The organism is Ectopseudomonas guguanensis (assembly GCF_900104265.1).
Lineage (GTDB): Bacteria > Pseudomonadota > Gammaproteobacteria > Pseudomonadales > Pseudomonadaceae > Aquipseudomonas > Aquipseudomonas guguanensis.
On sequence record NZ_FNJJ01000009.1, the window covers coordinates 208,022 to 232,856 of the forward strand.

The 24,835-nt window shown below is 63.8% G+C and carries 22 protein-coding genes and 2 pseudogenes; 8 read left to right on the plus strand and 16 right to left on the minus strand.

Annotated elements, in window-relative coordinates; translation table 11 throughout:
* The first annotated feature begins 39 nt into the window (after window positions 1-39).
* Window positions 40-510: a Cys-tRNA(Pro) deacylase gene (gene ybaK, locus BLS61_RS14985; RefSeq protein ID WP_090432143.1), complete on the plus strand. Its 471-nt coding sequence runs from the start codon at window positions 40-42 to the stop codon at window positions 508-510.
* Between the two features lie 82 nt (window positions 511-592).
* Complete coding sequence (gene glpK / locus BLS61_RS14990) at window positions 593-2,080, plus strand: glycerol kinase GlpK (protein WP_090432145.1); 1,488 nt, start codon at window positions 593-595, stop codon at window positions 2,078-2,080.
* A gap of 25 nt (window positions 2,081-2,105) precedes the next feature.
* Here the strand turns inward: glpK and BLS61_RS14995 are convergent.
* A pseudogene (locus BLS61_RS14995) lies at window positions 2,106-2,252 on the minus strand (peptidylprolyl isomerase); the annotation flags it as partial.
* A 176-nt stretch (window positions 2,253-2,428) separates the two neighbouring features.
* On the opposite strand from BLS61_RS14995, the gene BLS61_RS15000 reads away from it, so the two are divergent.
* Window positions 2,429-3,235, plus strand: a complete 807-nt coding sequence (locus BLS61_RS15000; RefSeq protein ID WP_090432147.1) for a PhzF family phenazine biosynthesis protein — start codon at window positions 2,429-2,431, stop codon at window positions 3,233-3,235.
* Between the two features lies 1 nt (window position 3,236).
* Here the strand turns inward: BLS61_RS15000 and BLS61_RS15005 are convergent, their stop codons facing one another.
* Window positions 3,237-4,343, minus strand: coding sequence for an ABC transporter ATP-binding protein (locus BLS61_RS15005; RefSeq protein ID WP_090432149.1), 1,107 nt, complete (start codon window positions 4,341-4,343; stop codon window positions 3,237-3,239).
* Window positions 4,340-5,260 (minus strand): ornithine carbamoyltransferase, encoded by a 921-nt coding sequence (gene argF / locus BLS61_RS15010; protein WP_090432151.1) that lies wholly within the window; start codon window positions 5,258-5,260, stop codon window positions 4,340-4,342. Before argF ends, BLS61_RS15005 begins: the two co-directional genes overlap by 4 nt.
* A gap of 336 nt (window positions 5,261-5,596) precedes the next feature.
* Between argF and BLS61_RS15015 the strand changes: the two genes are divergently transcribed.
* The 3 genes from BLS61_RS15015 to grxD all read left to right on the plus strand — a co-directional run bounded on the left by BLS61_RS15015 (window position 5,597) and on the right by grxD (window position 8,838).
* Window positions 5,597-6,028, plus strand: coding sequence for a hypothetical protein (locus tag BLS61_RS15015; protein ID WP_090432153.1), 432 nt, complete (start codon window positions 5,597-5,599; stop codon window positions 6,026-6,028).
* A gap of 145 nt (window positions 6,029-6,173) precedes the next feature.
* A complete protein-coding gene (locus BLS61_RS15020; RefSeq protein WP_090432155.1) occupies window positions 6,174-8,282 on the plus strand; it encodes a molybdopterin oxidoreductase family protein in 2,109 nt (702 codons plus the stop codon).
* A 229-nt stretch (window positions 8,283-8,511) separates the two neighbouring features.
* Window positions 8,512-8,838, plus strand: coding sequence for a Grx4 family monothiol glutaredoxin (grxD, locus tag BLS61_RS15025; RefSeq protein ID WP_003246056.1), 327 nt, complete (start codon window positions 8,512-8,514; stop codon window positions 8,836-8,838).
* Window positions 8,839-8,950: 112 nt separating this feature from the next.
* Here grxD and BLS61_RS15030 read toward each other — a convergent pair whose 3' ends face one another.
* The 3 genes from BLS61_RS15030 to BLS61_RS15040 are packed head-to-tail and all read right to left on the minus strand — an operon-like array spanning window position 8,951 to window position 12,052.
* Window positions 8,951-9,289, minus strand: coding sequence for a YdbL family probable chaperone protein (locus tag BLS61_RS15030; protein ID WP_003246055.1), 339 nt, complete (start codon window positions 9,287-9,289; stop codon window positions 8,951-8,953).
* Window positions 9,290-9,300: 11 nt separating this feature from the next.
* Window positions 9,301-9,492: a YnbE family lipoprotein gene (locus BLS61_RS15035; protein ID WP_003246054.1), complete on the minus strand. Its 192-nt coding sequence runs from the start codon at window positions 9,490-9,492 to the stop codon at window positions 9,301-9,303.
* Between the two features lie 4 nt (window positions 9,493-9,496).
* The gene (locus BLS61_RS15040; protein WP_090432156.1) at window positions 9,497-12,052 is read right to left on the minus strand and encodes an intermembrane phospholipid transport YdbH family protein; all 2,556 of its coding nucleotides are present in this window, start codon (window positions 12,050-12,052) and stop codon (window positions 9,497-9,499) included.
* A gap of 626 nt (window positions 12,053-12,678) precedes the next feature.
* On the opposite strand from BLS61_RS15040, the gene BLS61_RS15045 reads away from it, so the two are divergent.
* Together BLS61_RS15045 and BLS61_RS15050 are read left to right on the plus strand one after the other, a co-directional pair.
* Window positions 12,679-12,930: an SEL1-like repeat protein gene (locus BLS61_RS15045; protein WP_090432158.1), complete on the plus strand. Its 252-nt coding sequence runs from the start codon at window positions 12,679-12,681 to the stop codon at window positions 12,928-12,930.
* 66 nt (window positions 12,931-12,996) lie between these two features.
* The gene (locus tag BLS61_RS15050) at window positions 12,997-14,472 is read left to right on the plus strand and encodes a DNA recombination protein RmuC (RefSeq protein ID WP_090432160.1); all 1,476 of its coding nucleotides are present in this window, start codon (window positions 12,997-12,999) and stop codon (window positions 14,470-14,472) included.
* A 70-nt stretch (window positions 14,473-14,542) separates the two neighbouring features.
* On the opposite strand, the gene BLS61_RS15055 is transcribed toward BLS61_RS15050, so the two are convergent.
* From BLS61_RS15055 to tssI, 10 genes and pseudogenes are all read right to left on the minus strand, one after another.
* A complete protein-coding gene (locus tag BLS61_RS15055; protein WP_090432162.1) occupies window positions 14,543-15,484 on the minus strand; it encodes an alpha/beta fold hydrolase in 942 nt (313 codons plus the stop codon).
* 215 nt (window positions 15,485-15,699) lie between these two features.
* Window positions 15,700-15,862 (minus strand): annotated as a pseudogene (locus BLS61_RS24110) (hypothetical protein); the annotation flags it as partial.
* 277 nt (window positions 15,863-16,139) lie between these two features.
* Window positions 16,140-16,616 carry a hypothetical protein gene (locus BLS61_RS15060; protein WP_090432164.1) on the minus strand — a complete coding sequence of 159 codons (477 nt, stop codon included), beginning with the start codon at window positions 16,614-16,616 and terminating at the stop codon, window positions 16,140-16,142.
* Between the two features lie 44 nt (window positions 16,617-16,660).
* Window positions 16,661-17,203, minus strand: coding sequence for a hypothetical protein (locus BLS61_RS15065; protein ID WP_090432166.1), 543 nt, complete (start codon window positions 17,201-17,203; stop codon window positions 16,661-16,663).
* Window positions 17,190-17,660, minus strand: coding sequence for a hypothetical protein (locus BLS61_RS15070; RefSeq protein ID WP_090432168.1), 471 nt, complete (start codon window positions 17,658-17,660; stop codon window positions 17,190-17,192). Before BLS61_RS15070 ends, BLS61_RS15065 begins: the two co-directional genes overlap by 14 nt.
* A gap of 163 nt (window positions 17,661-17,823) precedes the next feature.
* The gene (locus tag BLS61_RS15075; protein WP_090432170.1) at window positions 17,824-18,480 is read right to left on the minus strand and encodes a hypothetical protein; all 657 of its coding nucleotides are present in this window, start codon (window positions 18,478-18,480) and stop codon (window positions 17,824-17,826) included.
* A gap of 224 nt (window positions 18,481-18,704) precedes the next feature.
* Entirely contained in the window at window positions 18,705-19,028 is a 324-nt protein-coding gene (locus tag BLS61_RS15080) for a hypothetical protein (protein WP_090432172.1), read from the minus strand.
* Between the two features lie 39 nt (window positions 19,029-19,067).
* Entirely contained in the window at window positions 19,068-19,721 is a 654-nt protein-coding gene (locus BLS61_RS24055; protein WP_090432173.1) for a hypothetical protein, read from the minus strand.
* Window positions 19,722-20,266: 545 nt separating this feature from the next.
* Window positions 20,267-23,569, minus strand: a complete 3,303-nt coding sequence (locus BLS61_RS15090; RefSeq protein WP_090432174.1) for a hypothetical protein — start codon at window positions 23,567-23,569, stop codon at window positions 20,267-20,269.
* On the minus strand, window positions 23,566-24,835 hold a 1,270-nt coding region (tssI, locus tag BLS61_RS15095), incomplete at its 5' end, for a type VI secretion system tip protein TssI/VgrG (protein WP_139205563.1). The genes BLS61_RS15090 and tssI, both read right to left, overlap by 4 nt.

A 24,835-nucleotide genomic window follows, 5' to 3' on the forward strand; every position in this document is an offset into this window, starting at 1 on the left:
TAATGTAGACCATCCTTCACTGCGTTTTCACATTCGAACATGACGCCTGCAATCGATCTGTTGAAAAAGGCCAAGGCCGAACACCGGGTGCACAGTTACCAGCACGACCCCAAGGCGCCGTCCTACGGGTTGGAGGCGGCAGAAAAGCTGGGCCTGGCGTCCGAGCGCGTATTCAAGACGCTGCTCGCTGCCACCGAGAAGGGTGAGCTGCTGGTGGCCGTGGTGCCGGTGGCCGGCAGTCTCGATCTCAAGGCGCTGGCGGCGGCGGCCGGGGCGAAGAAGGCCGATATGGCCGACCCGAGCGCTGCGCAGCGTGCCACCGGTTATCTGGTCGGCGGCATCAGCCCGCTGGGGCAGAAGAAGCGCCTGCGCACCTTCATCGACGAGTCGGCGCGCCTGCATCCGACCATCCACGTCAGCGGCGGCCGGCGCGGGCTGGAGTTGGAGCTCTCGGCCGATACCCTGGCGCAACACACCCAGGGACACTTCGCCGCTATCGGCAAAGCCTGAGCTGGGCAGTATGCTGCCAGCAAAATAAGCCAGTCTGCAGTCAACTGCAGTGAACGCTACCGATAACAACAAGGAATCTTGCATGTCCCAATACCTGCTAGCCATCGACCAGGGCACCACCAGTTCCCGTGCCATCATCTTCAGTGCCCAGGGCTTGCCGGTGGCGCGTGCTCAGCAGGAGTTCAAGCAGTACTTCCCGCAGGATGGCTGGGTCGAGCACGACGGCCAGGAAATCTGGCTGTCCACGCTCAAGGTCTGCCGCGATGCCATCGCCAGCAGTGGCCTGCAGCCCGAGTCGATCGCCTCCATCGGCATCACCAACCAGCGCGAAACCACGCTGGTCTGGGATGCGGCCACTGGCACGCCGATTCATCCGGCCATCGTCTGGCAGGATCGTCGCACCGCCGACTACTGCGCCGGACTCAAGGAGCAAGGCCACGAAGCGATGGTCTCGGCCAGGACCGGTCTGCTGATCGACCCGTATTTCTCTGCCACCAAGCTGCGCTGGATTCTGCACAACGTGCCGGGCGCACAGGAGCGGGCAGAGCGCGGCGAGCTGCGTTTCGGTACGGTCGACAGCTTCCTGCTGTGGCGTCTGACCGATGGCAAGGTGCACCGTACCGATGCCAGCAACGCCTCGCGTACGCTGATGTTCAACATCCATACCCAGCAGTGGGACGAGGAACTGCTAAAGCTGTTCGGCATCCCTGCCAGCCTGCTGCCTGAGGTGCTCGACTGCGCCGCCGAGTTCGGCCATACCGAAGCCGAGCTGCTCGGCGCCAGCATCCCGGTGCTGGGCATGGCCGGTGACCAGCAGGCGGCGCTGATCGGCCAGGCGTGCTTCGAACCGGGCATGGTCAAGAGCACCTATGGCACCGGCTGCTTCATGATCCAGAACACCGGCGGGCAGCCGGTGAGTTCGAAGAATCGCCTGCTGACCACGGTGGGTTACCGCCTCGACGGCAAGGTCACCTACGCGGTGGAGGGCAGCATCTTCGTTGCCGGTGCGGCGGTACAGTGGCTGCGTGACGGCATCAAGCTGATCAGTCATGCGCGCGAAAGCGAGGCCCTGGCCGAAGCCACGGGAGAGGCCTGCGGGGTGTTTTTGGTGCCGGCCTTCACCGGTCTGGGTGCGCCCTACTGGGACCCGAAGGCGCGTGGCGCCATCTTCGGCCTGACCCGCGATACCGGGATCAAGGAGATCGTCACCGCCGGCCTGCAGTCGGTGTGCTACCAGACCCGCGACCTGCTCGAGGCCATGCGCCAGGATGGCGCGGCGGCGCCCAGTGCGCTGCGTGTGGATGGCGGCATGGTGGAGAACAACTGGGTCATGCAGTTTCTCGCCGACATCCTCGGCGTCAGCGTCGAGCGTCCCGAGGTCACCGAGACCACTGCGCTCGGCGTCGCCTATCTGGCGGGGCTGAAGCTCGGGCTGTATCGCGACCTCGATGCCATCGCCAGCCACTGGCATCGCCAGCAACGTTTCGAACCGCGGATGAACGACGCGCATCGCGAGCGCCTCTACGCCGGCTGGCTGGACGCGGTGAAGCGCGTGCGCAGCGAGCCCTGAACCTCTGCAGGGCCGTAGGAGCGGGACGCTTGGCGTCGATGATCAGCACCGACTGGCGCGGCACGTTCTGGTGCATGCCGCGATTGCCAATGGGGATCTGGGCGATCTTGTCGACCACCTCCATGCCACGGGTCACCTTGCCGAACACCGCGTAGCCGAAGGCTCGTAGCCCGGATGCACTCCGGGGGGTGTATTGCAATCCCCGGATTTCATCCGGGCTACACCTGCAGGGCGGTAGGAGCGGCTTCAGCCGCGACGCTCTCGGCTATCTGGAAAACAGCAACTGTATCTGTTGCAGGTTACCTGGCGCAGGCATGCTGGCCGTTCTCATCCGGCCAGGTACTCAGCATGCCGCTCGAATTTCATCAAGTTGACGCCTTTACCGACCAACCTTTCGCCGGCAATCCGGCCATGGTCTATCGCCTCGATGCCTGGCTCGACGAGCCGCTGATGCAGCGTATCGCTGCCGAGCACAACCTGGCCGAGACGGCCTTCGTGGTGAAGGAGGGGGAGGCCTGGCATATCCGCTGGTTCACCCCGACCAGCGAGGTGCCGCTGTGTGGCCACGCGACCCTGGCCAGCGCCAAGGTCTTGTTCGATCTCTATCACGAGGCGGGCGAGGTGTTGCAGTTCACCTGCCTGTCCGGCGCGTTGCGCGTGACTCGCCAGGGGCAGCGGCTGGAGCTGGATTTTCCGCTGCGTCCAGTGGTGCCGGTAGCGGCGTCGCTGCAAGCCGAGGTCGAGCGCGCCTTGGATCAGCCCGCGCATCAGGTGCTGGCCCTGCTCGATGCCGATGGCAGCGTGCAGGAGTTGATGGTGGTGCTCGCCAGCGAGGCGCAGGTGCGGGGCTTCGCTCCCAACCTGCCGGCGCTGGCCGAGCTGCCGGGGCTTGGCGTGCTGATCACGGCGCCCGGCGAGCGGCATGATTTCGTCTCGCGCTATTTCGCACCGAGCATCGGCATCGATGAGGACCCGGTGACCGGCTCGACGCACTGCATGCTGGCGCCTTACTGGGCCGAGCGCCTGGGGCGCAGCGAGCTCAGCGCCTTTCAGTGCTCGGCGCGTGGTGGTGAGCTGCTTTGTCGCCTCGATGGCGCGCGGGTGAAGATCGCCGGCCACGCGCGGCATATTGCTTCGGGCCGGCTGATGCTCTGATTCAGTTACTGCTGACCCGGCGCACGCCGCCGGAGTCGGTCAGTTGCAATTGCGCTGCCACGCTGCCCAACGCAGGGAAGGCCACCAGGTGATCGGCGGCGATGCGGATGCCCACTTCGTCGCCCGGCAGATGATCGGCATGGCTGGGGAAGATCGATTCCAGTTGGCTGCCGGTTGGCAGTTGCAGGCGATACAGGGTGGCGGCGCCGAGGAAGGTCTTGCCGACGATGCGCGCCTTCAGATCGCTGCTCTCATCCGGGACGATGTCGTCCGGACGCAGCAGCACGTCTACCGCGCTGCCCTGTGCCCAGGTATAGGCACGGTTGCCGCGAATCACGCCCAGCTCGGTCTGCACCGTATCCGGGCTGAGCAGCTGGCCGCGAATGAAGTAGCCCTGGCCGATGAAACTGGCGACGAAGGGCGTGAGCGGCTCGTGGTAGAGATTGAACGGTGTGTCCCACTGCTCCAGGCGGCCCTGGTTGAACACGCCGACATGATCGCTGACGGCGAAGGCCTCTTCCTGATCGTGGGTGACCAGAATGGCGCTGGTGCCGCGCGCCTTGAGAATCTCGCGCACCTCATGGCTGAGGCGTCGACGCAACTCGCCATCGAGGTTGGAGAAGGGCTCGTCGAGCAGCAGCAGTTTCGGTTCCGGCGCCAGGGCGCGGGCCAGGGCGACACGCTGCTGCTGCCCGCCGGACAGCTCGTGCGGATAGCGCTGGGCCAGATGGCCGAGCTTGACCAGCTCCAGCAGCTCCCGGGTGACACGCTCGGCATTGGCTTGCTTGCGAATGCCGAAGGCGACGTTGTCGGCGACGCTGAGATGGGGGAACAGGGCATAGTCCTGAAACACCATGCCGATGTGGCGCTTTTCCGGGGCCAGAGTGAAGCCGGCACGGGAGATCACCTCACCTGCCAGTTCGATCTCGCCTTCGAGCACCGGCTCGAAGCCGGCGATGGCGCGCAGCGTGGTGGTCTTGCCGCAGCCGGAGGGGCCGAGCAGGCAGCCGATGTCGCCAGCGTTCAGATGCAGGTCGAGGTCCTGCACCACCTTGTGCGCGTGATAGCCGCAATTCAGCCCGCGCAGTTGCAGCAACGGCTCGCTCATGCGTGGTGGTACGCCGGCTCGACCAACATTTCCAGCAGCGCCTTCTGCGCGTGCAGGCGGTTTTCGGCCTGATCCCAGGCTACCGAGCGCGGGTCGTCGAGCAGATCGACGCTGATCTCCTCGCCGCGGTGGGCCGGCAGGCAATGCATGAACAGCACGTCCGACGCGGCATTGTCGAGCAGCGCAGGAGTGACCTGGTAAGGACGGAACAGCGCCATGCGCTGCTCGGCTTCGTCTTCCTGGCCCATGGAGGCCCATACGTCGGTGCTCACCAGGTGAGCGCCAGCCACCGCCTCGCGCGGGTCACGAACGACCTGCACGCGATCGCCGGCCTGGGCGAGGAAGCGTGCGTCCGGCTCGTAACCTGCGGGGCAGGCGACCTTGAGCTGGAAGTCGAACTGGATCGCCGCCTCGATGTAGGAGTTGCACATGTTGTTGCCGTCGCCGATCCAGGCCACCGTCTTGCCGGCGATGCTGCCGCGGTGTTCGAGGAAGGTCTGCATGTCGGCCAGCAACTGGCAGGGGTGCAGGTCGTCGGACAGGCCATTGATCACCGGCACCTTCGACTTGGCGGCGAATTCGGTGAGGTTGCTGTGGGCGAAGGTACGGATCATCACGGCGTCGAGCATGCTCGACATGACGATGGCGGCGTCGCCGATCGGTTCGCCACGGCCCAGCTGGGTGTCGCGCGGCGAGAGGAAGATGGCCTGGCCACCGAGCTGGATCATACCGGCTTCGAACGACAGGCGGGTGCGGGTCGAGGCCTTCTCGAAGATCATGCCCAGCACGCGATTCTTCAGCGGTTCGAACAGCACGCCGCGATTGCGCAGGTCCTTCAGCTCGATGCCTCGGCGGATCAGCCCCACCAGTTCGTCCGGTGTGTAATCCATCATCGAGAGAAAGTGTCTGACGCTCATCGTTAACTACCTTTATCACTACAGTTCGCAAGCCCGAGGCGAATGCAAAAAAACGGGAAAACGGCAGGGCTTGCGGCAGAGGCCGCAGGGTGCGACGAAACAGGGGAAGGCGCGATCTTATAAGGAAATGACGAGAAGGCGCAAATTGCCCCTCTGGAACTGGCAAATGGATGTTTTGTAAGCCTTTTCGCAAAGCGGCGTGCGAGATGTCACAAAACTGACATCATCGCTTGCGCCGCTCTGGAACGGGCCTCTAGGATGCCGCCGCCTTTTCGAGGCAATGCATTGCCCCCGCAATGGGGACATCCATGGAATATATGTGCAAAGGAGTTTTGCATGAAACACGTAGCCTACGCCGCCGCTTTCTCCGCTCTCGCCCTGCTGACTGGCTGTGCCAGCCAGAACGTTAGCCAGCCGACCGTTCCGCTGAACGGTACCGTGCAGACCAACCTGAAGGCCGACGTGAAAGTGGGCGAGCCCATCTCCGGTCAATCTTCGGTGAACATCCTGTTCGGTGTGTTCAAGCTGGGTGGTGATACCCAGTTCGCCGATGGCGTGACCTACGGTGGTGGCGAAGGTGGTTTCGCGCTGGGTCTCGACCCGGTCGCTTCCGCCAAGTCCGCAGCTGCCTACAAGGCAGTCAAGGCCTCCAGTGCCGACGTGATCGTCGCACCGCGTTACGAAGTGAACGTCCAGGATTACTTCGTGTACAAGACCGTTAGCGTCAGCGTTACCGGCAACAAGGGCACCGTGACCTCCATCCGTTGATTCGGACCGTTGCGACCCTGAATCGGCAGGCATGATGCCTGCCGATTCATGAGACGAACGCTGCTGGCGTCGTCCCTTCGCCCGGCCCATAGTTCGAAGTCTGCGACCTGACCGGTCGTCTCGGATCAGAACAAGAGGCCAGGCCATGACCAAGTCCCTTCATTACCGTGCATGCCACCTGTGCGAAGCCATCTGCGGCCTCGCCATCGAAACCGAAACCCTGGCAGACGGCGAAACGCAGATCCGCTCGATCAAGGGCGACCCCCAGGACAGCTTCAGCCGTGGCCATATCTGCCCCAAGGCGGTGGCGCTGCAGGACATCCAGAACGACCCTGACCGCATCCGCCAGCCCCTGCGCCGCATCGGCCAGCAGTGGCAGGCCATTGCCTGGGACGAGGCCTTCGAACTGGTTGCCGAGCGCCTGAGCGCGATCCAGGCCGAGCATGGGCAGAACGCCGTGGCCGTGTACCAGGGCAACCCCAGCGTGCACAACTACGGGTTGATGACCCACAGCAACTACTTCCTTGGCCAGTTGAAGACGCGCAACCGCTACTCCGCCACCTCGGTCGACCAGTTGCCGCACCACCTGACCAGCCACCTGATGTACGGCCACGGCCTGCTGATCCCGATTCCGGACATCGACCACACCGACTTCATGCTGATTCTCGGCGGCAACCCGCTGGCCTCCAACGGCAGCATCATGACCGTGCCGGATGTGGAGAAGCGCCTGAAGGCCATCCAGGCCCGCGGCGGCAAGCTGGTGGTGGTCGACCCGCGGCGCAGCGAGACCGCGGCCATCGCCGATCAGCACCTGTTCGTGCGTCCCGGCAGCGATGCCGCGCTGCTGCTGGCGCTACTCAATACCCTGTTCGAGGAGGGCCTGACGCGCGCCAGCCATCTGCCGGTGGAGGGGCTGGAGCAGGTGCGCGCGGCCATTGCCGAATTTACCGCCGAAGCCATGAGCGCCCGCTGCGGCGTCCCGGCCGCCAGCATTCGCCAGCTGGCGCGGGACTTCGCCGCGGCGGACAAGGCGGTGTGCTACGGGCGCATGGGGGTATCCACCCAGGCCTTCGGCACCCTCTGCCAATGGCTGGTGCAACTGATCAACCTGGTTACCGGCAATCTCGACCGGGCTGGCGGGGCGCTTTGCACCACGCCTGCGGTGGACCTGGTGGCGAGCACTTCCGGTGGGCATTTCAATCGCTGGCAGAGCCGGGTGTCCGGGTTGCCGGAATACGGCGGCGAGCTACCGGTCTCGGCACTGGCCGAAGAGATGCTTACCCCCGGCGAGGGGCAGATTCGCGCGCTGGTCACGGTGGCCGGCAATCCGGTGCTGTCCACCCCCAATGGTCGCCAGCTGGAGCGGGCACTGGACGGCCTGGACTTCATGCTCTCGGTGGATTTCTACATCAACGAGACCACCCGTTACGCCGACCTGATCCTGCCGCCCACCGCGCCACTGGAACACGATCACTACGACACCACCTTCAATGTCTTCGCCGTGCGCAACGTCACCCGCTTCAACGAGGCGATCCTGGCCAAGCCGGAGGGGGCGCTGCACGACTGGGAAATCTTCGTCGGCCTGGCCAAGGCCTTCGCCGCGCGCAATGGCCTGGAGTTGAAGCCGACTGTGGCGCCGGAGCAGATGATCGACATGGGGCTGCGTTTCGGCCCCTATGGCGATCGCAGCGAACACAAGCTCAGCCTGGCAGCGCTGCGCGACCACCCGCACGGGCTCGACCTGGGCCCCTTGCAGCCGAACCTGGCGGCGCGCCTGAAAACGCCGAGCAAGACGGTACAGGCGGCGCCCGAGCAGCTGCTGGCGGACCTGGCGCGCTTTGCCGGGCAGGAACAGCCGGCAGCCCATGAACTGCTGCTGATCGGCCGGCGCCACGTGCGCAGCAACAATTCCTGGATGCACAACTACCACCGCCTGGTGAAGGGCAAGCCTCGTCATCAGTTGCTGATGAACCCGGCGGACCTGGCCAGCCGTGGCCTGGTCGACGGCCAGCGCGTGCAGGTGCGCTCGCGGGTCGGCAGCATCGAGGTGGAGGTGGCGGCCAGCGACGAGGTGATGGCCGGCGTGGTCAGCCTGCCGCACGGCTGGGGGCATGCCCGCCCCGGCGTGCAACTGGATATCGCACGGGCCCAGCCCGGGGCCAGTGCCAACGACCTGACCGACGAGCGCCGTCTCGATGCGTTGTCCGGCAATGCGGTGCTCAATGGTGTGCCGGTGGAGGTGGTGGCTGCGTAGGCGGGTGCCTCTCCCGAGTGGGTGGTAGGCGCCGCGCCTCGCGGAGAAGGGCGGCCGTCACGCGATGTTGGGTAAACACCCAGGAGCTTCGCCCCGAGGCGGGGCTCCTACGGGGCATCGCATATCACGGAATGGATGCTCGGCAAGGCCGAGCATTATGCTCGGCTTTTCGTTACAATCGCGCCACCGTGGCGACCGTCGGGTCGCGAAGTCTATGCTGAGGTGCCCCATGGATATCATCGAAACCATCAAAGAGCAGATCGCCAACAACACCGTTCTGCTTTACATGAAAGGCTCGCCCAACGCGCCGCAGTGTGGCTTCTCCGCCCGTGCCGCCCAGGTAGTGATGGGTTGCGGCGAGAAGTTCGCCTACGTCGACATCCTGCAGAATCCGGAAATCCGCGCCAACCTGCCGAAGTACGCCAACTGGCCGACCTTCCCGCAGCTGTGGGTGGCTGGCGAACTGGTCGGCGGCAGCGACATCCTCACCGAGATGTACGAGAAGGGCGAACTGCAGACCCTGATCAAGGATGCCGTGAGCAAAGCCGGCGCCTGATCGCTGCCTTCGTAAAAAAAGAACCCGCCTAGGCGGGTTCTTTCGTTTCTGCGGGTCATAAAACCGACGGGCGCCGGTGCGTACGGCCTGGGCGGCCCCGCGACACCCTACGTCACTTCTGCAGCCACTGGCCATTGAGCTGGATGAACTGCCCCTTCGGCGTGCGCTCGATGGCCTTCTTGCCGGCGATGGCTTCCACGTCGCTCAGGCTGATGCCGTTGTCCTGCGCCACCTTCTGGTATTCGGCGCGGCGCGCCTGGTTGATCAGGCGGGCGATTTCCTCGGCCTGGCCACCGGGCTTGACCACGCCAAGGTAGCCGTTGGGTTGCTCGCCCAGCTGGCCGCTGCTCTTGGCCTCGCCGAGTGCGCTCATGGCCTGGTTGAGGTTCAGTGCGTAGGCCGGCAGGCTCAGGCTCAATGCCAGCAACAGGGTCGAAATGTAACGGATCATCGCCTTTCTCCTTAGAACAGGCCGCTGCCTTCGCTGAATACACTGTCCAGAGCCTTGTCCACCTTGATGTAGATTTCGTGCTCGACCTTGACGTTGAGGTTGATGTTGATCGGCTCGTTGGGCATGGCCAGTTGTACCGTCGGGGTACAGGCCAGGCACAGCAGCCCCAGGCTCAGGACTGCGAGGAGGCGGTACGTGCGCATGGCGCTACTCCTTTGCTTCTTGGGGGACACGCTGGCGCATCCATTGCTGAATCCGTTGCTGGATGATGCCACTGACCTTGTCGGTCAGCTGCAGACTGGCCAGCAGGGCCGGAACGTCTTCTTCCAGGTTGATGTTGAAGTGGATGGGCCGGCCTTTCTCGATGGCCGGGTTCTGTCCATGTAGACGCATACCGAGGCGCAGTGTGCCGGACTGATCATAGTCGACGCTACTGCTGAGCAGATCGTAGTGGAAGTCTTCCAGCGCGTCGGTGACCAGTTTCATGCCGGGGTTGGCCTGGCCCATGGCACGGATGCGTGGCGACTGAAAGCGCAGTTGCCCTCCCGGCGGCCTGGCTTCGATCAGACCCTGCTCGATACTGATGGCCTCACCCAGGCGCAGCGGCAGGGTGCCGTCGATCAGTCCGTTGCCGGACAGGCCTTCGGCCGGATAGACGCGAAACAGCTGTTGCAGGTCCAGGCCGCTGAGCTTCAGCGGTAGCAACTGGCTGGGCTCCTGCAGTGCCCAGGTCGCCGGCGCCAGGCTCAGGCTGCCACCCAGCACGCCCAGCTCGGCGCGCTGGTGCGTCAGGCTGCCGGCCAGCGGTCGCCGCAGGCTGGCCTGGTAGCTGGCCTGCAGATGCAACGGGCCGAGTTCGATGCCGGGGTCGAGCTGACGGGCACTCAGCTGCGGCAGGTCGAGACGCAGCCGATCGCCGTCCAGCTGCAGTTGCAGCTCGGCGTCGATACCGCTGAGGGTGCTGCGGTCGTAGATCCCGGCCAGGCCTTTGCCATTGAGGCGTGCCGCCAGTTGCAGGGGCCTGTTGGCGGGCAGGCGCAACGTGGCGTCGCCCTGCATGCGGCCGTTGTCCAGGGTCAGCAGCGGTGGCCAGTTGGTCAGTGTCTGCGGCAGCGGATTGCCGGCGCGCAGGAAGATTTCATCGAGCCTGGCGTTCAGTTCCAGCCCGTCAGCCGCATGGTTCAGGCCCAGTGCCAGGCTCAGGCCTGAGTCGGCCAGCAGGGCGCCATCGAGTTTCTGCTGGGTCGCGTTGGCCTCCAGCCGGCCCTGCCACTGCCAGGCCTGTGTCAGCAGCTGCGGCTGCTGCAGGCTCTGCACGCGCAGCGCCAGCGGGCCGGACAGGGTCGGGGCCTGTGGCGCGCCGGCCAGGACGAGGCCGGCGAGGCTCAAGCGGGCTTGCTGCACTATCACCTCGGCGCTACGCAGGCGCTGGATCTCCAGGTGCGAGTTGCCGGCCATTGTCAGTTGCAGCTGCTGCGCCGTGGCCTGGCCGCCAAGCGCGAGATTCAGACGCAAGCCATCGGCGCGACTGTCGCTCAGGTCCACGCGCTTGCTGCGGGCATCGAGCTGCAGCTGACGGACCTGCAGCGCCCAGTCGCGCGTCTGCTTCAGGCCAAGCTCGGCACGGGCCTGCACCTCGAGCGCCCCCTCTGCGGCGAGCTGCAGTTGCAGGGCCAGCTCGTCATCCGCGCTGCTCGCCAGTGGCAGCAATTGCAGCTGCAGACGGTGCGCGCGCACACCGGCCGGCAGTGCCGCCAGCCAGGGGGCGTCCTGGGTATCGAGCTGCAGGTTGCCGTGCAGCTTGCGCGCCTGCCAGGCGCCCGTCGCGTTGCGCAGGTCGAGCTGCAGTTCGCCGCTGATCAGGCCGACGCCGGGCAGCGGCCAGGGTTGCGGCAGCTGGGCGTCGACACGCAGCCAACCGGGTGCACCCAGCAGATCGCCGAATGGGCGGGTGGCCTGCGGCAGCTGCAACTGCCACTGGGCGATGACGCCGGCCTGCTGCGGCGTTACCGGCAGGCTGGCAGCATCGAGTGGCGTCCATTCGCCCAGCCAGGCGGCGACCCAGGCGATCTCCTGTAACGGTGCCAGCAGCAGGTCACCTTGCCATTGCAGTGCATCGTCTTGCGCAACCAGATCGCTGCGCAGCTCCATCTGCTGCTGATCGTCGAGGTGCAGCGTCATCTGCAGCTGGCGCGCGCTGTCCAGGGCGCCGTCGAGTCCCTGCAGGTGCGCCTGCAGGATGGCGCTGTGGCGTTCGCGCAGCAGTCGCACGTGCAGCTGCAGGGCATCGCCCACACGCTGCAGGTCGAGGTCGCCGGCGAGCGCGCAACGGCCGCGGGCGCAGGGCAGCTGCGCCTGGACGTCACGTAGCTCGACCCGCCGCGGCAGCCAGGGCAGGGCAGCCGATACTGTCTGAAGGGGGGTGTCGAGGTCGCTGGTGGTCGGGTTTTCTGCCTTTGTCGGCGCCGGCTGCCAGTCCACCCGCAGCCCCTGTGCGACCAGGCGATAGCGCGGCGCTTCGCTGGCCAGCCACTGGAGTTGCAACTGCTCGGCACGGGCGTACAGTTCGCCATCCTGGCGCCGCACCAGGCTCACTTCGCGCAGCTGCAGGCCTCGCCAGCTGAGGCTCGAACCCTGCCAGTGGAGCTCGACATCGTGCTCGTCGAGCAACTGCTGCACGCGATAGGTGGCGTAGCAGGCTAGCAGCGATAACAGCACCGCAAGCGCCACGCAGATGCCCAGCCAGAAACGCCGGCGGCTCATGAGTTCTCCTTGCCAGGTGCCGTTGCGGGACGGTACCCCATGCTCCAGAGAGTGCCAAGCCGATGCGCGCCTCTGGCCGTCGCCCGCGCTCGACCTTGCGGGCGAGCTGCCTGAACAAGCGGATCGACGAAGGCCGTTTCGCTGAGCGCAGTTTGTGGTGCAGGGGGAGGTCATCGCAGCCCCGCATGAGGGCTGCATGGGGCGTTTGAATGCCCCGAAACAGAGCGCTGCGCGGATATGTCGCAGCGAGTTGTGCACAATGCTGAAGCAGGCTGTTACATCACTGTCAGAAACGTTGCTAAACGTTTGATTTTTCGTGCTTGATTTTTAAGTCAATGAAAAATATGCATTTTTTTCGTTGGTGAAAAAATCGACAGTTTGTCTCGGAGCCCCGAGGCATCGGGCCTGGCAGCCCTTTCGCGCAAGTTGTTCACGGAGTTATCCACAGCTTCTGTGGATTGTGGCGGAACTCTTTTGTGGAACGAAAATCCGTCTGCCAGGCAAGACTTTACCTTCGGTAAAAAAGGAGTAGAGTGGCGCGCCCCGGCAGCCATCCCCCGTTATCTATGCCTCGCGTTTTACCTTCTTCGGCCCCTGCACCTCGTTCCGCCTCTGCTCGTCTGCCCATGCGCGTTGCGCTCTGGCTGCTCGACAGTCCACGTCTGGGACAAACTCCCAGCGTCAAGCGTATCGCCGGCAACCTGCTCAAGCAGCCCGCGCGCAAAGGCTGCGTGCAGGCGCAAAGCCGCCTGGGTCGGTTGCTCTGCCGCGACTGCGGCAATACTCGCGATCGTCGTATCGGCCTCGAGCTGCTGCGCCAGGCGGCTCGTGCCGGCGATCGTTGCGCCCAGCTGGAGCTGGAGCGCCTGTCGCGCTGACTGCGTGCTGGCCCCGTGTAGAGCCCTGGCTGGGTATACTGCTCGGCGGTCAAGCACGGAGCGTCTATGCCAATCGATCCCCTTTCTCTCGCCATCGGCGCCGTCGTCGCGCTGGTTCCGCTGTTGGCTACGCTCTGGTCGCTGCAGCGCCGACTGGCCCGCGAGCAGGGCGAGCAGGCGCTGCTGCAGGAGCGCCTGGAGCACGCGCAACTGAGCCAGGCCGGTCTGCTGGCGCAACTCGATGCCTGCCGTGCCGAGCTGGCCGAGGTCAGCGAGATCAAGGTCGAGCAGCAGACCGAGCTGGCCGGCCTGCGCCGGGAAAACGAGCTGCTGCAGCAGGAGCGGCAGATCGCCCGCGAGGCCGCGCAATCCTGGAGTCAGCAGCGTGACCGCAACGAAGCCGAGCTGCGCCGGCTGACCGCAGAATGTGCGGCGCTGGCGGCCGAGCTGCAGGAAAACCGGGATAACCAGCAGCAGCGCCTCGACGACCTGCAGGGCGCGCGCAACGAGCTGCGCGCCCAGTTCGCCGAGCTGGCGACGAAGATCTTCGACGAGCGCGAGCAGCGTTTCGCCGAAACCAGCCAGCAGCGCCTCGGCCAGTTGCTCGACCCACTCAAGGAACGCATCCAGGCGTTCGAGAAGCGCGTCGACGAGAGTTATCAACAAGAGGCCCGCGAACGCTTTTCCCTGAGCAAGGAGCTGGAGCGCCTGCAGCAGCTCAACCAGCGCCTGGGCGACGAAGCGACCAACCTGACCCGCGCGCTCAAGGGACAGAAGACCCAGGGCAACTGGGGCGAGTTGGTGCTCGAGCGCGTACTGGAGCATGCCGGCCTGGAGAAGGGCCGCGAATACCAGACCCAGGTCGGCCTCAAGGGCGCCGGCGGCGAGCGTTTCCAGCCTGACGTGCTGATCCGTCTGCCCGGTGACAGGCAGGTGATCGTCGATGCCAAGGTCAGCCTCAGCGCCTACCAGCAGTATGTCGCGGCGGTGGACGAGCCAATCCGCCAGCAAGCGCTCAAGCAGCACCTGATCTCGCTGCGCAGCCACCTCAAGGGGCTTTCCGGCAAGGATTACCAGCGCCTCGAAGGCCTGCACAGCCTGGATTTCGTCCTGCTCTTCGTACCTATCGAGGCAGCGTTCGCGGCGGCGCTGCAGGCCGAGCCCGGGCTGTTCCAGGAAGCCTTCGAGCAGCAGGTGGTGATCGTCAGCCCGACCACCTTGCTGGCGACCCTGCGGGTGATCGACAGCCTCTGGCGTCAGGAGCGCCAGGGGCAGAACGCACGCGAGATCGCCGAGCGCGCCGGCCAGCTGTACGACAAGTTCGTCGCCTTCGTTGCCGATCTGGACGAGATGGGCAGCCGTCTGCAACAGCTGGACAAGGCCTACGCCAGCGCGCGCAACAAGCTGGTGGACGGTCGCGGCAACCTCGTCGGCCGTGTGGAAAACCTCAGGCTGCTGGGCGCCCGCGCCAGCAAGAGCCTGCCGGGCGAACTGCTCGAGCGCGCCGCCGACCTGCCGGCCCTCGACGAACTGGGCGAGTGAGCCACGTGCCGGCGCGTCGAGGCGCCGGCCGCTTGCACCTGCCTTGCAGGTGCGTGTCGTTCACGACCCTTCAGTCGCGCTTGCCGGCCCGATCAGTTGATTGGCGCCGTTCCAGTCCGTTCACGTAGTCGCGCAGCCAGCCGGCCAGGGCGCCGGGCTCGGCGAGCAATTGCCAATGACCGGCGCGAACTTCTCGGCGAGTCAGCAGTGGCGCCCAGCGCTGCAGGTCCGCGAATAATTGCGGGCGCACGAAGCGGTCGTTCAGCGGCACGATCAGTTGCACCGGCAGGCGGGTGCTGCGCGAGCGCGGTTTGCACAGGCTGCGCATGAAGTTGGCGCGATACAGCTTCACGCCGCGCATGCCATCGCTGCGCTGCGTCGGATTGGGCGGCAGGTTGCGCACGCCTTCGAGACGCCGCAGCAGCTTCGGCCAGGCGCGATCCAGGCCCAGGCGCCAGCCCAGTTCCGGCAGCAGGGGGAGGTGGAAGAAGGCGATGTACCAGGAACTGAGCAACTGCCCCAGCGCCTGCAGCAGCGCATCGGGGCGACGCAGGCTCAGGCGCTCGCGCAGCCAGTGGCCGACATGGTCGAGGCAGGGGCCGGAGATGCTGGTGTAGGACGCCAGCAGCGGCTGGATGCGCGGCTCGGTCACGGCCTCCCAGCTCTGGATCGAGCCCCAGTCATGCGCCACCAGATGCACCGGCCGACCCGCGCTGGTGGCCAGCAGCACCGCTTCGAGATCGCGCGCCAGCCGCTCCAGACGGTAGTCGCGCAGGTGCTGCGGCGCCGCGGATGCACCGCAACCGCGCACATCGTAGGCGACGATCCGATAGTCGGCGGCCAGCTCGCGGATCAGCGGCTGCCAGATCTCGTGGTTGTCGGGATAGCCATGCACCAGCAGCAGGGTCGGGACGCCGGCCTTGTCCCAGAGATAGGCCTGCAGGCGCACGCCGTCACCCTGGATGGACAGCCGCTGCGGCTGCAGCGCGTGGCGTTGCAGCGGCGCGTTCATAAGGCGGCTTGGCGCCGAGCGGACGGCGAGGTGGCGGCGGGCATGGCAGGCTCCGGCGGATGAGAATGACAGCGCTGGCCATTGTTGGCGGCCGATGCGCGCCTGCCTAGCCGATCCGCGGTCGGGAGCGGCAAGTCCAACCCTTGGATGGGGGGCGCACCGAACGGAATCCGTAGGGCGGGTGCAACCCGCCATCAGTGCTTTGGCGAGCCGCACTAGCCGCGCAACACCAGATGACAGCTGAGCAGGGCGCGCAGGGCCGCCGGCTTGACCGGTTTGGGCAGGTAGTCGAGCCCATGCCGCATGCACCTCGGCCACCAACTCCGGGCGGCCGTCGGCGCTGATCACCACGCCGGGCACCGGCTCGCCCAGGCGCGTGACGTCCAGCGCGAGGCATGGGCTCTTCGATAACGGATATGGTTGCAGGCATTGTGAAACTTCGCTTCGTCACGGGCTCGAACCCCGGGGGGGCTGGCGTTCGTGCTCTTCCTGTTCGCGCAGACTTTTCGGCGTGTAATGCTTCATCAACGCGTAAGGCGCCACGTCTTGCGCCTCTCCCCAGGGCAGGGGCATACAGAGCAGGACGGCATGCTGGCGAATCTGAGGCGGCTGCTGGGGAATGTGCCGGGAGTCGTAGGCTGTCGCCGCGTAGGTGTCAGAGGTATTGCACATGCTGGGCCATCAGGTTGGGGCGGCTGAAGGTGTCGATCTGGGGAATGCGTTCGTTCAGTTCGCGCTCTTTGGCCTTGAAGGTTTCATCGTCCATATCGCGCCAATAGCGCGGTTCGCGGCCGGTTTGGCGGTCGTGCTCGGCGGTGGTGGGGTCGAGATGACGGAAGGCTTCCAGCTCTGGGGTGTCCGGCAGAGGCTTGCTGATGTCCATATAGTTCTGCAGGTAGTCCCAGAGCGCGCACGGCTCGGAGGTGCTGCTACTGGCGGCTACGAAGTTGCCCATGTTGATCCAGATGTCCCGGTAGCGATGAACGATGCACAGCACATTATTGGGCAGCCCCTGGCGATCCGGTGTGACGGTGATATAGGCATCGAACTCGCAGAAGGGCGCGACCTTTTCGCCGATGGTGCCGTTCTTTTTGTATTCACCGTTATTGTCGTAGTCGAAGACAGTGACCAACCCGGTGCGGCGATTGAACTCCCAGAGTGGGCCTCTGGAGGGTTTTATCCAGAGCTTGGGAAAGTGGTAGATAACAAGCGAGCCTCCCCCCATATAATTAGAAGAGGAGCAAATACAAAGGCAGACAGAATAAGGAAGGTGTTTGTTAGCTCGCTTGGCCAGTTAGGATGACTGTAGTCTTCAGTTATCAAGAATGAAAAGAGTATGAGGGGAATAGTTATACATGAGAAGCCTTTTCCGATCATCTGCATGTATATCCAAAATTTGGAGCTGGCTGGAAACTGTGCGTGTCTGATCCGCTCGTTATCCAGCCGATCATGAAGGTCAATATGCTCGAATGGCTTAGGTTTATATTCGCCACGGCTCTTTTGTTCATCCCTGAGCCTGTCCATCTCCTCCTGACGGCGCAAACTGGTTGGTTTGATACTGGTCAGTACGCTGGCCGGGAAGATGTCCTGGGTATTGCCCCAAGGCAAGCGCATGCTGCCGAAGCGGCGCAACCAGGGCTGTTTCTCAGCTGGCGGCTGGTCGGGTATGCGCTCGGGGTGGTAGGCCTGGGGGCTGTAGAACGAATCAGGATTCGGCATGGGTCTTCTCATCGGCCCAGAAGGGTTCGTTGGTCTTGTTGAAGTTGGCGGCTGGTGCCTTGGCAGGATCGGCCTTGCCGCTTCTGATCGGCGGGGCGGGGAAGAGCCAGACGAGCGCGCCGGGGCGGCAGTCTTTTTCGCCGGTATCCAGTGCCAGGCGCAATTGTGCGCGCACCCGCCATTCATGATGCAGGCTGCTGTCGCGCAGATTCCCCGTCCATTGTCTTGCCAGTGGTGTGTTCATATACAGTTCGCGGCGATCGGGCAGTATGCGCTGAACTACTGGGGCGGGGTTGTGCACGGTCACTGTCGGAGGAAAGGGTTCGCCGTTGCCGCGATAGCGTATTTCACTGCTGCGCAGCCGCGTTTCAGAATGAATGCTGACATCGCCCATATGGGCCAGCAGGCCGGGCAGGTTGCTGCTGATTGGGGCTGGCCAGTGTGCGTAGCTCGGCATCCTCTTTTCTGTCCAGCTTGGCGTAATGCCTCCATATAAGCTGTATCGAACAGGCCTTGCTTGTCGCGAATCGAGGACGCAGGCAGTGCACTGCCGCGATAGGCCGCGGGGTCATAGGGTTCTGCGGTCATACGTTGAATCCACAGGCCAGTAAAGGGCAGGGTCAACCTTGGCGTTCAGCATTGACTTCACGCCGATGGACGTTATCGAAGTCATCGCTCCTGGGTGTGGCCTGAATTCCTCTGGCTTCCTGGCTACGATAGTAGGCCTCGATGCTCAGGTCGGTGTCGATTCTGGCGCGCAGGGTGCAGGGTTGCTGCTGCCAGGGATGGCTGGCCAGGTTCTCTCTCAGTTTTTTGGGGGCGGAGCTGCGCTTCCATCCGTCGAGAGTGCGGTCGCGCCAGTAGCGCTCGGGGCGACCGGTGGCGGCGTCGTGGGCGGCGGTGACGGGATCCAGATGACGGCTCTGCTCCAGCACGGGCAGGTCGGGTAGCGGCTGCTCGACGTCCATGTAGCGTTGCAGGGTGTCCCAGAAGGCATGGATATTGGCCTTGTCGAGACCCAGGCTGTGCATCTTCATGCCCAGGCAGACCTTGTTGTCGGTGTAGCGGTGATGCAGCCAGAGCACATAGTCATGCCCGCCATGGGGAGTGACCTGCAACTGCATCACGGGATCGAACTCGTAGAAGGGGGCGACAAAGGGGGGGCGGAAACGCCTGCCGATCCGCACCATGCCGTCGCGCCGATTGAAACCGCTGCCGTCGTGGGTATAGATCAGGGAATAGAGGCCGATCAACAGGTCGACGCCGATAATCGCCATAAAGAGCAGAATCGCGCCGAACCAGAAGGCGGTTTGTTCCCCCCAATAACCCCAGAGCGCGCCTTGGTCCCAAGCAATGGTTCCGGCGGTAATTATTCCGAATACTCCGCCAAATATATAAGCCAGCCAGGGCCTCGATGAACTGTAAATCACGAGGCAGGCGATCATAATGAAGAGACCTAGTGTTGTGACCAAGAAGTTGCTATTAAAAATATCTGCCAGCTTTAGTGTCCATGGGAAAAAAATGACATTAAGCAGCAAAGCTTTAATATGAATAAAAAGTGCAATAGCTTGCCGCTATTTTCAAAATTCCAGCGCTCCGCATCGCAATAAATTTGCTGTTTGCGTTTTTGCTTGGTTTGCCGCTCATAGGCCAGATGAGCCTCACCCATAAGCTGGCCTTCGATTTCGGATATCGAATCCAGGTTGGCGTAATGCCCCCATTTCAAGGCGGTATCGAACAAACCTTGCTTGTCGCGAATCGGTGGCGGTAGTGCGGGCACTGCTTGGCTGCGATAGGCGGCAGGGCCGTAGGTTTCAGTCGTCATACCTTGAATTTCAGGGTTTCGATTTGCCGGGGCGCCGCGTCAACTTGGCCGTTCGGCGCCGAACGGCCGGTGGACGTCATCGAAGTCATCGCCTTTGGGCGTGGCGTGGATGCCCCTGGCTTCCTGGCTACGGTAGTAGGCCTCGATGCTCAGGCCGGGGTCGATTCTGGAGCGCAGGGTGCAGGGTTGCTGCTGCCAGGGATGGCTGGCCAGGTTCTCTCTCAGTTTTTTGGGGGCGGAGCTGCGCTTCCATCCGTCGAGAGTGCGGTCGCGCCAGTAGCGCTCGGGGCGGCCGGTGGCGGCGTCGTGGGCGGCGGTGACGGGATCCAGATGACGGCTCTGCTCCAGCACGGGCAGGTCGGGCAGCGGCTGCTCGACGTCCATATAGCGTTGCAGAGTGTCCCAGAAGGCGTAGATATTGGCTTTATCGAGGCCCAGGCTGTGCATCTTCATGCCCAGGCAGACCTTGGTGTCGGTGTAGCGGTGATGCAGCCAGAGCACGTAGTCATGGCCGCCATGGGGGGTGATCTGCAGCTGCATTACCGGGTCGAATTCGTAGAACGGGGCGACGAAGGGCGAGCGGAAGCGCCTGCCAATACGCAACATGCCGTCGCGTCGGTTGAAGCCGCTGCCGTCGTGGGTGTAGATCACGGAATAGAGGCCGATCAGCAGGTCGACGCCGATAACCGCCATAAATAGTACTACTGCACCGAACCAGAAGGCGGTTTGTTCTCCCCAATAGCCCCAGAGAGCGCCTTGGTCCCAGGCAATGATTCCGGCGGTGATTATTCCAAGAGCCCCGCCCAATATATAAGCCAGCCAAGGTCTTGACGTGCTATAGAGCATTATACTGGCGAACATGGCTATAACTCCAAGCGCCGGAACAGCGAGGGGAGACTTGAATATTATTGCCAGCTTTGTGCCCCATATAACTGGAAACGACATTAAGCAGCAAAGCTTTAATATAAATAAAAAATGCAATAGCTTGCCGCTGTTTTCGAAGTTCCAGCGCTCAGCATCGCAATAAATCTGCTGTTTGCGTTTTTCCTTGGTTTGCCGCTCATAGGCCAGATGAGCCTCACCCATAAGCTGGCCTTCGATCTCCGATATCGAATCCAGGTTGGCGTAATGCCCCCATTTCAAGGCGGTATCGAACAAACCTTGCTTGTCGCGAATCGGTGGCGGTAGTGCGGGCACTGCTTGGCCGCGATAGGCGGCAGGGCCGTAGGTTTCAGACGTCATACCTTGAATTCCAGGGTTTCGATCTGCCAGTAAGGAACTTCGTCAGTTCTGGCATTTAGCGCCGGCGGCTTGGCGAAGGCGGCTTGATAAGGTTGCCAGGTTTTCGGGCTGGGTTGTGGCAGCACCAGTTCGTCGGAGCGGTCGGCCTCCTTGGCGAGGCGGAACTGGCCGAAGACCTTGAGACGCTGGGTGACCTTCTGTCCATGGCGTTGTAACGGGGTAAGCGTCATCACGGGAAATTGCTTTGGCAGTATATAGAGTACCGAAGCACTATCCAGGGGCTGAGCGGCAAGCTTGGCCTCGTCAATCGGGCGCCGCTCGGTGCGCTCCGCATTGAAGGCTCCCGAGAGAGGGAGCACTCCCAGTTCTTCCCTGGCAAAGAACTGAAAGTGCTGGGCCTCGAACAGGCCCAACAGGGGCGAGTGGATACGCACCGCCCAGTCGTCGCGCTCGAAGGGCTGGGCCGAGGTGCGACGGCATTCCAGGGCCGCGTTCAGCGGGGCACGCTGCCGGTTGAGGTCGCTGAGGCCTGCCCGCACGCCCGGCGGTGCCTGGTCCAGCCAGTCGCCCAAGCGGCTGACCTGGATCATGGGCCGGCCGAGAATGCCGAGCAGTTGCTGGTAGGCGATATGCGGGTCGCTAAGGTGAGCGAAGCGCTGGTCGTCACCGAATAGCCTGTCGATCACACTGGTCTGGCCATGATCCTTGCCGAAAGGCCCGTTCTTCATCAGCGCCTCGACGTCGCTGTCGACCAGCCAGCCGGCCAGGATGCTGCCGCCGATAAACAGCGTGGCCCCGGCAATCAGTACCACCGGGTTGATGCACATGCCCAAGGCATAGGCCGTCCAAGCCGCCCCGCCCGCCGCTGCCGCGCCATAGGCCAGGGCGGCATCGCGGTCGCCCTGGTGCCAGGCGCGCTTGGCGTCCCAGACGGTAATCGCTGTCGTAAAAAGCATGGCCCCGCCTGAAAGAGCGCGCAGTACTGGCAGACGCGGATTGCCCGTTTGCTCGGCCAGATTCATGGCCCAGCGGGTGGAGATTCTGGAAACGTCGAGGCGAGGCTTATTGAGGAAGGTTACGAGCCGGTGTTCGCCGCCAAGAATAAATTTGGACAGGTTGCCCGAAGCTACACCGAGATCAGCCAGAGCAGATGCATTACCCAAGTAATAGCGTGCCTCACCATCCCCCGCCTCCCCTTGCAAAGCCTTCATCCCCTCAACCTGCGCACTCAGGTTGTACATGGCACAGGCCACTGCAACCACGGGCAGGGAGGGCGACTGTGCGGCAGTGTCGAGTTTGCTGGCGACCGCATGCTTCCAGACGCTGTACTTGATCACCTCAGGATGGTCGGATGGGGCTGCGATGATGACTCCCGCCCCATGATTGGGCAGCCCCCGGCCCACCTGGCGCGGGCTGGTGGAACCGATGACCTGACCCTCCGGGTTAGTGATATTCATGTAGCGGTAGTTCTTGCGGGTGAGGTCCGCCCGCTCGGTGGTGGTCAGGCCATATCTCAGCCCCTCCCCTTGAACACCCAGAATCCGTAGGTTCGAGGCCTCGGCCTGTGCTTCGCTGACCAGTTGTATGCCGCGCCAGCTGGGTGAAAGCTTCTCGAGCACGCCGTGGGTCGGTGCGAACAGGCGACGGAACTCGATGGCCACCTTCACGTTGGCATCGTTCAGGCGCTGCACCTGGGTCAGTACGGCTATGGAGAAGGTATCCATGAAGTCGCCGATCAGGGCGTGCAGGTTCTTGTAGACCAAGCCCTTGTCCATGTCCTGCGGGTCGATGTCGGCTATGTGCAGCAGGCTGTTCATGCCCATGCGTTGCGGATCGGGTTCGCGCTTTTTCGCGGCCAGGGCGACAAGCCGTTTTACGGCCTCGGGTAGGTTGCCATCCGCCTGCGCCAGGAACGGCTTGCTAATGGGGTGGTGGCCTGTCAGGAGGCGTTCGCTCAGCTGGGCGGTGCGAGCGCGTAACGAGTCGCTGGCGCTGGCCTGAGACAAGGCGTCGATATGCTCGGGTAGTTTGCCCAAGGTGCCGAGTATCTCGCTGAGCAACTGGTAGGGTTCCAGCAGGCGCTCGTCGTGGGTGTATTGCCAATCCCACAGCGCTGCCGCTAGCGATACGTCCGATAGAAGGTTGACCAGGCGTTGCAGCTGGGACGACAGGGCGGTCCTTACCAGCTTGCGTTCTCCGTCGAATACGGCGTCGTGAAGTTGCTCGAGGTGCAGGTGCTTCCTGAACTTGCCCAGAGGGCTGCTCGGGCTCTGCATGACCGAGCTGTACAGCGCATGGGCGTAGCGACCATTGGGGCGATGCGGCACCAGCGCGTTGAGGGTGAGCAGGTAGGATTCCGCCAGACGCGCTTGCGCACAAGCATGCCTGAGCGCGAACAAGGGGTCGTCGAGCATCAGCCCTACCAGCTTCGGATAGGCCCGCATATTGCGTTCAGCAAGCACATCCGCGCCGGCCGCCAAGGTGGGCAGCGGTTGCGGGGGAGCGCTTCGGGTGGCGGCTGCCAGCTCTTCCAGGCGCATCTGCATGCGACTGCTCATTTCGCCGGCGGGCAGCGCGCTCAGGCCAGGCGTGAACAGGGACGGATCGCCCAGCAGGCTTTCGATGCTGAAATCGCGTGCTCGAAAGCCGTCCGCCTGCGCACTGATCACCACCGCCGGCATGGCCTGCGTCGGCCGCCATTGGCTTGCCCCCACGACGGCCGCCGACCAGGCGAACGCGACGATCTGCGCGCGGCATTTGATGCGATTTGGGTCTGCCTCCAGCCAGCGGATATATTCCCAAGTCCAGGGTTTTTCGCTGTAGGCCATCAGGTAGTTGTTGGCGACGGACTGGCCCTGCACGAGAATGGGGATCAACAAGACTTGCTGCTGCTTGCCGACGGATTGCCGATCATCGGCGTCTGCCCCGTTCTCGGCCTGCTTGCGCCAGTGGGCGAGATCGACATCCTTCATGTTGCCTTTGCCGTCGCACAAGACCTCGCGCCAAAGCTTGCCGTTCTGGAATACGTAGATGCGCCCCGGGCGTGGCAGCGCTCCCCGGGGCGCCTCGTTGTAGGCGTCATGTCCTGGCAGCCTGGCCAGCGGCATGATAGCCAGGAAGGTGTTCTGCTGAATGGTCTCTTCTTCGTCATGGCTGCGCATGTCGACCGCGATGGGCAGGGACAGTTTTCCGCCATCCTCTCGGTCGACACTCAGCACGAGCCTCTTGCGTTGAGCGTTATCGTACTCGGCACGCTTGCGAACGCCTTGCTCAATGGGTTGATCCTTCAACTCGCTCATGCGTCTTCCTCCGGGTCGAGCAATTCAACTTGCCCGCCTTGTTCTGGGTCACCCCAGACGTCCACGATCAATTGTTGCGGCCCCGTAGCCCCTTTTTCAGTTGGAGCCGGCAACTGGTTGAGATTGGCCGTGCCGGTTTTTTCCCCTACCGGCGCGGTATCTGCTGGCTTGGGCAGCTCAGGTGAGATGGGCGCCGCCCCCGAACCATTGCCCGGCGCTCCGCCGGAGTTGATCTTGATCACCGGCCCGACCAGGGTCACGCCGCCGCCGTCGAGTTTGATAAAGCTGCCGCCACCCTTGAGGGTCAGTTCGCTGCCGGCTTCGAGCACGATCTTGAGGCCGCTGGAAAGGTGGATTTCCTGGCCGGCCTGGATGAACTGGCCGTTGCCCAGCTTGATGTGCTGGCTGTCGCCGACGGTAAGGTGGTCGTTGGCCTTGATTTCGGTCTTGCGGTCGGCGTGGGTGGTACGGTGTTCTTCGGCCTTGAAGTGGCTGTAGGCGTTGGCCTCGACGGTGTCGTGGCGCTCGTTACCGACGCGGATCTTCTGGTCGTGCTCGATGTTCTCGTCCCAGTCGCGCTGGGCGTGGATGTAGATCTGCTCGGCGCCCTTGCGGTCCTCGATGCGCAGTTCGTTGTAGCCACCGCCGCCAGGGCTGCTCAGGGTCTTGAACACGCTGCGGGTCTTGTTCGCCGGCAGGTCATAGGGCACCACATGTTCGGCGTGGTACAGGCAGCCGGTGACCAGCGGCTGGTCGGGGTCGCCTTCGAGGAAGGTGACCAGCACTTCCATGCCGATGCGCGGGATGGTGATGGCGCCGTAGCGATCGCCGGCCAAGCTGGAGCTGACGCGCAGCCAGCAGCTGGTTTTCTCGTCCGCCTGGCCCTCGCGATCCCAGAAGAATTGCACCTTCACTCGGCCGTATTGGTCGCAGTGGATTTCCTCACCGGCAGGGCCTGTGACCACGGCGCTCTGGCTGCCGAGGATGCGCGGTTTGGGGTGGGCCAACTGGGGGCGGAAGGGTACGTCCCAGGGGGTGGCGGTAAAGCGGTTGCGGTAGCCTTGGTGGAAGTCGGTGTTGTCAGCTTTACCCTCTCCCCCGGCCCCTCTCCCGGGGGGAGAGGGGAGGTTCAACACCGACTCTTCCAGCACCTGCGGCTGCTTGCCTTCGTGCAGCACTTCGGTCAGCAGCCAGAGCTGGTTCCAGGCCTCGCGCGGGTGCTCGGTCAGGTCGAGGAAGTGGCCGCTGACCAGGGTCGGCGAATCG

Excerpts from the sequence above, each read along its gene's own strand:
- BLS61_RS15040 (WP_090432156.1), bottom strand. The coding sequence starts at position 12,052 with ATGAGCCGCCGGCGTTTCTGGCTGGGCATCTGCGTGGCGCTTGCGGTG.
- BLS61_RS15045 (WP_090432158.1), top strand. The coding sequence starts at position 12,679 with ATGCGCGTTGCGCTCTGGCTGCTCGACAGTCCACGTCTGGGACAAACT.
- ybaK (WP_090432143.1), top strand. The coding sequence starts at position 40 with ATGACGCCTGCAATCGATCTGTTGAAAAAGGCCAAGGCCGAACACCGG.
- BLS61_RS15055 (WP_090432162.1), bottom strand. The coding sequence starts at position 15,484 with ATGAACGCGCCGCTGCAACGCCACGCGCTGCAGCCGCAGCGGCTGTCC.
- BLS61_RS24055 (WP_090432173.1), bottom strand. The coding sequence starts at position 19,721 with ATGGCGGTTATCGGCGTCGACCTGCTGATCGGCCTCTATTCCGTGATC.
- BLS61_RS15065 (WP_090432166.1), bottom strand. The coding sequence starts at position 17,203 with ATGCCGAATCCTGATTCGTTCTACAGCCCCCAGGCCTACCACCCCGAG.
- glpK (WP_090432145.1), top strand. The coding sequence starts at position 593 with ATGTCCCAATACCTGCTAGCCATCGACCAGGGCACCACCAGTTCCCGT.
- BLS61_RS15035 (WP_003246054.1), bottom strand. The coding sequence starts at position 9,492 with ATGCGCACGTACCGCCTCCTCGCAGTCCTGAGCCTGGGGCTGCTGTGC.
- BLS61_RS15090 (WP_090432174.1), bottom strand. The coding sequence starts at position 23,569 with ATGAGCGAGTTGAAGGATCAACCCATTGAGCAAGGCGTTCGCAAGCGT.
- BLS61_RS15070 (WP_090432168.1), bottom strand. The coding sequence starts at position 17,660 with ATGCCGAGCTACGCACACTGGCCAGCCCCAATCAGCAGCAACCTGCCC.
- BLS61_RS15005 (WP_090432149.1), bottom strand. The coding sequence starts at position 4,343 with ATGAGCGAGCCGTTGCTGCAACTGCGCGGGCTGAATTGCGGCTATCAC.
- BLS61_RS15050 (WP_090432160.1), top strand. The coding sequence starts at position 12,997 with ATGCCAATCGATCCCCTTTCTCTCGCCATCGGCGCCGTCGTCGCGCTG.
- grxD (WP_003246056.1), top strand. The coding sequence starts at position 8,512 with ATGGATATCATCGAAACCATCAAAGAGCAGATCGCCAACAACACCGTT.
- BLS61_RS15080 (WP_090432172.1), bottom strand. The coding sequence starts at position 19,028 with ATGACGACTGAAACCTACGGCCCTGCCGCCTATCGCAGCCAAGCAGTG.
- BLS61_RS15030 (WP_003246055.1), bottom strand. The coding sequence starts at position 9,289 with ATGATCCGTTACATTTCGACCCTGTTGCTGGCATTGAGCCTGAGCCTG.
- BLS61_RS15075 (WP_090432170.1), bottom strand. The coding sequence starts at position 18,480 with ATGGCGATTATCGGCGTCGACCTGTTGATCGGCCTCTATTCCCTGATC.
- argF (WP_090432151.1), bottom strand. The coding sequence starts at position 5,260 with ATGAGCGTCAGACACTTTCTCTCGATGATGGATTACACACCGGACGAA.
- BLS61_RS15015 (WP_090432153.1), top strand. The coding sequence starts at position 5,597 with ATGAAACACGTAGCCTACGCCGCCGCTTTCTCCGCTCTCGCCCTGCTG.
- BLS61_RS15000 (WP_090432147.1), top strand. The coding sequence starts at position 2,429 with ATGCCGCTCGAATTTCATCAAGTTGACGCCTTTACCGACCAACCTTTC.
- BLS61_RS15020 (WP_090432155.1), top strand. The coding sequence starts at position 6,174 with ATGACCAAGTCCCTTCATTACCGTGCATGCCACCTGTGCGAAGCCATC.